This is a genomic window from Mesorhizobium sp. Cs1321R2N1, assembly GCF_037179725.1.
Taxonomy (GTDB): Bacteria; Pseudomonadota; Alphaproteobacteria; order Rhizobiales; family Rhizobiaceae; genus Mesorhizobium; species Mesorhizobium salmacidum.
The window spans coordinates 1-5,368 of sequence record NZ_JAPYKP010000231.1; the positions used below are offsets into that span (position 1 = coordinate 1).

9 protein-coding genes are annotated in these 5,368 nt (G+C 65.3%); 6 read left to right on the forward strand and 3 right to left on the reverse strand.

Annotated elements, in window-relative coordinates; genetic code table 11:
* A partial coding sequence (locus tag O7A61_RS30760; RefSeq protein ID WP_337132957.1) for a sigma factor-like helix-turn-helix DNA-binding protein occupies positions 1-632 on the forward strand: 632 nt, incomplete at its 5' end.
* Positions 633-708: 76 nt separating this feature from the next.
* Positions 709-1,110, forward strand: a complete 402-nt coding sequence (locus tag O7A61_RS30765; protein ID WP_337132958.1) for a VOC family protein — start codon at positions 709-711, stop codon at positions 1,108-1,110.
* Positions 1,111-1,212: 102 nt separating this feature from the next.
* On the opposite strand, the gene O7A61_RS30770 is transcribed toward O7A61_RS30765, so the two are convergent.
* Positions 1,213-1,794 carry a histidine phosphatase family protein gene (locus O7A61_RS30770; RefSeq protein WP_337132959.1) on the reverse strand — a complete coding sequence of 194 codons (582 nt, stop codon included), beginning with the start codon at positions 1,792-1,794 and terminating at the stop codon, positions 1,213-1,215.
* Positions 1,795-2,055: 261 nt separating this feature from the next.
* Here O7A61_RS30770 and O7A61_RS30775 point away from each other — a divergent pair, with 261 nt between their 5' ends.
* Complete coding sequence (locus O7A61_RS30775) at positions 2,056-2,505, forward strand: universal stress protein (protein WP_337132960.1); 450 nt, start codon at positions 2,056-2,058, stop codon at positions 2,503-2,505.
* Positions 2,506-2,542: 37 nt separating this feature from the next.
* Here O7A61_RS30775 and O7A61_RS30780 read toward each other — a convergent pair whose 3' ends face one another.
* Positions 2,543-3,442, reverse strand: coding sequence for an AraC family transcriptional regulator (locus tag O7A61_RS30780; RefSeq protein WP_337132961.1), 900 nt, complete (start codon positions 3,440-3,442; stop codon positions 2,543-2,545).
* On the opposite strand from O7A61_RS30780, the gene O7A61_RS30785 reads away from it, so the two are divergent.
* Positions 3,441-3,581 carry a hypothetical protein gene (locus tag O7A61_RS30785; RefSeq protein ID WP_337108267.1) on the forward strand — a complete coding sequence of 47 codons (141 nt, stop codon included), beginning with the start codon at positions 3,441-3,443 and terminating at the stop codon, positions 3,579-3,581. The genes O7A61_RS30780 and O7A61_RS30785 overlap by 2 nt on opposite strands.
* 77 nt (positions 3,582-3,658) lie before the next feature.
* Positions 3,659-4,228 (forward strand): DUF308 domain-containing protein, encoded by a 570-nt coding sequence (locus tag O7A61_RS30790; RefSeq protein WP_337132962.1) that lies wholly within the window; start codon positions 3,659-3,661, stop codon positions 4,226-4,228.
* A gap of 60 nt (positions 4,229-4,288) precedes the next feature.
* Here O7A61_RS30790 and O7A61_RS30795 read toward each other — a convergent pair whose 3' ends face one another.
* A complete protein-coding gene (locus O7A61_RS30795) occupies positions 4,289-5,044 on the reverse strand; it encodes a sulfite exporter TauE/SafE family protein (protein ID WP_337132963.1) in 756 nt (251 codons plus the stop codon).
* A 68-nt stretch (positions 5,045-5,112) separates the two neighbouring features.
* On the opposite strand from O7A61_RS30795, the gene O7A61_RS30800 reads away from it, so the two are divergent.
* Positions 5,113-5,295: a hypothetical protein gene (locus O7A61_RS30800; protein WP_337132964.1), complete on the forward strand. Its 183-nt coding sequence runs from the start codon at positions 5,113-5,115 to the stop codon at positions 5,293-5,295.
* Positions 5,296-5,368: the final 73 nt, after the last annotated feature.

The following is a 5,368-nucleotide window of genomic DNA, read 5'->3' on the forward strand; positions in this document are numbered from 1 at the left end:
AGGCCGTCCGGCTTGCCTTCATCGCGGCGATCCAGCTTCTGCCACCCAGGCAGCGCGCCGCGCTCCTGCTTTGCGACGTGCTCGGCTGGTCGGCGCTGGAAACGGCGCAATTGCTGGGCGGCTCTACGGCGTCGATCAACAGCGCCCTGCAGCGGGCGCGCGCCACACTCGGCGAACGCCTTCCCAAGGGGCGGCCACTGCAGCGCGCGCGGCCGAGCGCCGACGAGGACCTGCTGCTCGAACGCTATATCAGGACCTGGGATGCCGCCAATCTCGACGGTTTCGTCGAACTCCTGCGCGAGGATGCCACCTACCACATGCCGCCCTGGCACGGCTGGTACCAGGGCCGCCAGGCGATCCACGGTTTCTTCGACACCGTGTGGAACAATTTCGCCGGCTACCGCGCGGTGGCGACAAGGGCCAATGGCCAGCCCGCCGTGGCGATCTATGCGCGGCGGCTTGACGAACCGGAATGGCGTGCGCAATCGCTGCACGTCATCGAGCCGGCCGACGGCCAGATCGCCGCGCTGACGGTCTATGTCGGCCCGCTCGGGCCCGATTTGTTCGCAGCCTTCGGCCTGCCGCCGGTCTGGTCCGAGGCGCAAGCGCGGCCATCGCAACCCATCTCCTGACAGAAAGCTGGCAGGAGACCTGGTCTATGGATCGGTCGGGAGCCGGTCGCGGCTTCAAGATCAAGGAGCCAATGCGATGAATTTCGTCTCTGTCCGCATCATCACGTCAGATGTCCAGCGCCTCGTGCGTTTCTACGGTGAGATCACCGGCATGCCGGTGACGGTATACACGGAAGACTTCGCCGAACTGGCGACGCCGGCCTGCACGCTGGCGATCGGCAGCACGCGCACTTTAATGCTGTTCGGCGGCGACATCGCCCGTCCCGCCGACAACCACAGGGCCATCCTCGAATTCCGCGTCGGCGACGTCGATGCCGAATTCGCCCGGCTGTCGGACTTCATCAAGAACACGACCGTGCAGCAGCCCACCACGATGCCCTGGGGCAACCGCTCGCTGCTGTTCCGCGACCCCGACGGCAATCTGGTGAATTTCTTCCAGCCCGTCACCGCCGAGGCAATCAGGAAGTTCGAGAGGTAGGTTTCCTGCGTTCGTCATACCAGAGTCTCCGCGATGCCGCTTCGCGGCTGCTTCGCTCCAGGATGACGAAGCAATTGACGTCGGCGCCAAGTCTGCCAGCCCCTATTTCAGGTTCCACTTGCGCACGACCGGCTCTCCGAGGTCATGCTCGTACCCGAGCACGCTGATGCTGGCCGTGTCGAGCACGAACAGCGCGCCGCCTTCCGGCGGCAGGCCGAGCCAGCGGGCGGCGAGCACGCGCAGGAAATGCGCGCTGGAAAAGATCAGTATGTCGGCGTTGGCCCTGCGCAGGCGCTCGATGATCCTGTCGGCACGGGCGCCGACATCGGCCGCCATCTCGCCTTGCGGGCAGCCATCGCGAAACACGTTCCAGCCCGGCCGCTCGGCCAGGATCTCTTTCGTCGTACGCCCTTCATAGGCGCCGTAATCCCACTCCTGCAGATCATCCACCTTGACGCTTGTCGCGCCAAAGCCGGCAAGCACGCTGGTGTTGTAGGCGCGTTGCGAAGGGCTCGACCAAACCGCGGAAAACGACAAGCCTTTGAGCCGCTCCGCGACGCTGCGCGCGGCCGCCTCGCCGGCCGGCGTCAGCGGCATGTCGGTGCGCCCGGTATGCTGCCCCGAAAGGCTCCATGCCGTCTCGCCATGCCGGACCAGATGGATCTGCGGAAACGCATTGCTCATGGGATACCCTTCGATGTCGGCGGCACCTTAGAGGACGGTTTCGCAAAGGGGAATCGGGCCGGCGAAATTGTGCCATGCCTCTTCTCGATAGGTTGGCGCTGAGGGGCGGCACCGAGGCCAACGGTCGGCCGCTCCCGACAACAAGCACCGATATTGGGCCACATCTCTGGCCCTGATCCCCGCCGCATTGGCTCAATGAATGAGCGCGGGGGCATAACTATCTCTGTTGGATAGTCATCAGGCATCACAGGTCGGATCATCATGTACAAACATCTGCTCATCGCCACCGACGGCTCGGAACTGGCCGACAAGGGCGTTGCCCATGGCCTCACGCTGGCCAAGGGCATCGGCGCCGCCGTCACCTTCATCACCGTTTCGGAACAATTCCCGATCTTCGCCTGGGGCGGCGCCATGGCCGGCTATGCCGCCGGCGATGAGCTGGCCGTCTACCAGGAAGAAGCGCGCCGCTACGGCAAGGAAGTGCTCGACAAGTGCAAGGCATCGGCCGACGCCGCCGGCGTGTCCGCCAAGCTGGTCCATGTCGAGGACAACCGACCCGCCGAAGCGATCCTGGACCTGTCCAAGGCGCAAGGTTGCGACCTGATCGTCATGGCCTCGCATGGCCGCCGCGGGCTGGGCAGGCTGCTTCTGGGCAGCCAGACGGCGGAAGTGCTGTCCTACACCGAGATCCCGGTGCTCGTGGTGCGGTAGCGGCCGCAACTCGATATTTTCAAAATGGCGCCGTCGGTCAGGACTGCTTGGCGGGTTCATTCGCCAGGGTATATTCAACCCGGGGCGGATGCCCGAAAAGCTGTTTGTAGGCGCGGCTGAAGGCGGCCTCGGACTCGTAGCCGATGCGCAAGCCGATCTCGCCGACGCGCGCGTCTCGCCTGGCCAGCAGGTCCCGGGCCAGGCCCAGGCGCCATTCATTCTGGTAGCGCAGCGGCGAGCGCCCGACGAGCGCGGCGAAGCGCTCGCAGAAGCTCGAACGCGACATGCCGGCCTTGTCGGCCAGTTCATTGATGCTCCACCGCTGCAGCGGCCTTTCGTGGATGGCTTTCAGGGAACGGGCGATGCGGGCATCCGAAAGCCCGCCGAGCCAGCCCGTGGCGTGTCCTTCATGGACCCAACTGCGCAAGGTGCGGATGACCATGAGATCGATGATGCGGGAAATCATCAAGGCCGCGCCGGGCTGGGCGTCACTGGTTTCGATCATCAGGAAGGGCAGCATTCCATCGATCCACCCTGCTCCCTGGGCACGCCCGATACGGATGTATCGCGGCAAGGCAAAGATCATCCCGCGAAGGCTGTCCGGATCGAACCAGAAGCGGCAGGCGACGATCGCCACCTGCGGGTGCGACGCCACCAGCCGCAACCCACCGGGACCGCGAGGCAGGAGCACGAGGTCGCCGGCCTCGATGACGACAGGAACCTGATCCTCGCTCTCCATGCGCAGCGCGCCGGCTGTCACCACGACGATATGGGCTTGCCCTTCGTCGAGATCGACTTGCTCCGCCTTTGCCAGCGTGCGCGAAAAAACCTGGTCCCCGGTAAGCCTGATCTGCGCCAGCACATGCGACAGCAGATCGCCGGTAACGTGGGATGCTCCATCCGGAAGAATGGTCAAATTTTCAGGCGATTCCATCATGGATGCGGTCAGCCGGTTCCCCTACATTCCTTACGACGATAGCGCATTTCGTGCTGATTATGCGCTGTTTTTGCCCTGGATTAAAGCCATTCCCGCAAGCAAAGCCGCGAGCATGAGCTGTTCCAATCATCCAACCTGAGGGCATGATCCCCAGTCGATCAAGCGGGTCAACTCGCCGCCCTCGGGTCATTCCAACCAACAAGACAGGACGTTCCAATGAGCACTCAAACACTCCAGACGCCCGACGCCGCATCGCAATGGCTCAAGTCATATTATTTCCTGCGGGCCGGCTTTTCGGTCGCCTGGGTAGTGGCCGCCTTTACCCTTGGCAAAAGCGCGCCGCCGGTCGCGGCGGTACTGCTGGTCGCCTACCCTGCTTGGGACGCGATCGCCAATAGTCTGGACGCGCGGCGCAGCGGCGGCCTGAGGGCCAATCCCAGCCAGGCGCTCAACGCGGCGGTCAGCACGATGACGGCCATTGCGGTCTTCATCGCCCTTGGACAAGGCCCGCACGCGGTCCTGGCGGTGTTCGGGGCGTGGGCCATTCTCTCCGGCCTGTTCCAGCTTGCGACCGGCGTGCGCCGTTGGCGGGCAGGCGCGCAATGGGCGATGATGCTGAGCGGTGCGCAGTCGGCCCTTGCCGGCGGCTTCTTCATCAAACAGGCAATCGGCGCCGCGACACCGGGCATCACCGATGTCGCGCCCTATGCCGCGTTCGGCGCCTTCTATTTTCTGGTCTCGGCGGTATGGCTGAGCATCATGCAGGCACGCAAGCCCACGGCCTGATCCTGCCGCGTGCTGGGCCTGGCCGAAACATTCGCAAGACCGTTTGCGGCTCGGCCCTTTTTAGCCCCGCAGCACAGCCTCCAGCGCGAGATAGGCACCCAGCACCAGCAAGCCGGCGAAAAACATCGTGCGAAAGGTCCCGACGCTCATCCTCTGGCGCAGCGCCTGGCCGATGAACATGCCGGCCAGCGCCGGCGCCAGGGCCAGGACCGACCCCGCCAGTTGCGCCGTCGGCGATACCAGTGCGCCGGTCGTGAATAGTCCGAAGCCAAGGGCCACGGTCGATACGGTGAAGGACAGGCCGAGCGCCTGGATGAGGTCCTCTCTCTCCAGCCGCAGCGATTGCAGGTAAGGCACCGCCGGAATGACGAAGACGCCGGTGGCACCGGTGACCAATCCGGTCGCCACACCGACCAGCGGCGATATCCAGGCTTCGTGGCGCGCCGGCGTGGTGAAGCCGGCCTTGGCCAGACCGGCAAGCGCATAGAGCACCAGCGCGGCGCCAAGCCCGGCCGAGGCCATCATCGTGTGCGCGCCGGTCAGCAGGCCGGCGCCGGTCACGGTGCCGATGATGACGCCGGCCATCATCGTCCACAGGCGTTTGCACAAGCCGCCGAAGGACGGACCGGTGAACAACTGCCAGAGATTGGTGACCAGCGACGGGATCAACAGCAGAGCGGCAGCCTGCGCCGGCGGCATGGTTACCGCCAGCAGGCCCATCGCCACGGTCGGCAACCCCATGCCGACGACGCCCTTGACAAGGCCGGCGGCCACGAAAACGGCACCGATGAAGCCGACGGCCCCGGCGCTTAGCATGGATGGACCTTGGGCACGTCGGTTCCTTCAGTCATGCAACAGCATATCCGTCGCCTCGGCATCCGGCTTTGCCGGCACGGCTCTCGCAAGGCATCGCCATCGTGCCCGAAAGTGCCGCGCGCCGCGCCGCCCGCACGCTGCGCGGCCTGCGGCTCACCGATGACTGGGCCACGCGCCAGCTCAATCTCTGCGCCCGCGGCTTCGAAGCGCTGACGCCGCAGGCGAAACTGCTGGCGGCGGCGCTGGTGTGAGGTCAAGCCGCACCGGCCCTGGTCATACCACTTCCAACACCTTGCCCGTGTCGTGCTGGCGCACGAAGTCGAC

Bases quoted from the DNA above. Each gene is read 5' to 3' on its own strand.
- O7A61_RS30775 (WP_337132960.1), top strand. From the start codon at position 2,056: ATGTACAAACATCTGCTCATCGCCACCGACGGCTCGGAACTGGCCGAC.
- O7A61_RS30765 (WP_337132958.1), top strand. From the start codon at position 709: ATGAATTTCGTCTCTGTCCGCATCATCACGTCAGATGTCCAGCGCCTC.
- O7A61_RS30785 (WP_337108267.1), top strand. From the start codon at position 3,441: ATGGATGCGGTCAGCCGGTTCCCCTACATTCCTTACGACGATAGCGCA.
- O7A61_RS30790 (WP_337132962.1), top strand. From the start codon at position 3,659: ATGAGCACTCAAACACTCCAGACGCCCGACGCCGCATCGCAATGGCTC.
- O7A61_RS30795 (WP_337132963.1), bottom strand. From the start codon at position 5,044: ATGCTAAGCGCCGGGGCCGTCGGCTTCATCGGTGCCGTTTTCGTGGCC.
- O7A61_RS30780 (WP_337132961.1), bottom strand. From the start codon at position 3,442: ATGATGGAATCGCCTGAAAATTTGACCATTCTTCCGGATGGAGCATCC.
- O7A61_RS30770 (WP_337132959.1), bottom strand. From the start codon at position 1,794: ATGAGCAATGCGTTTCCGCAGATCCATCTGGTCCGGCATGGCGAGACG.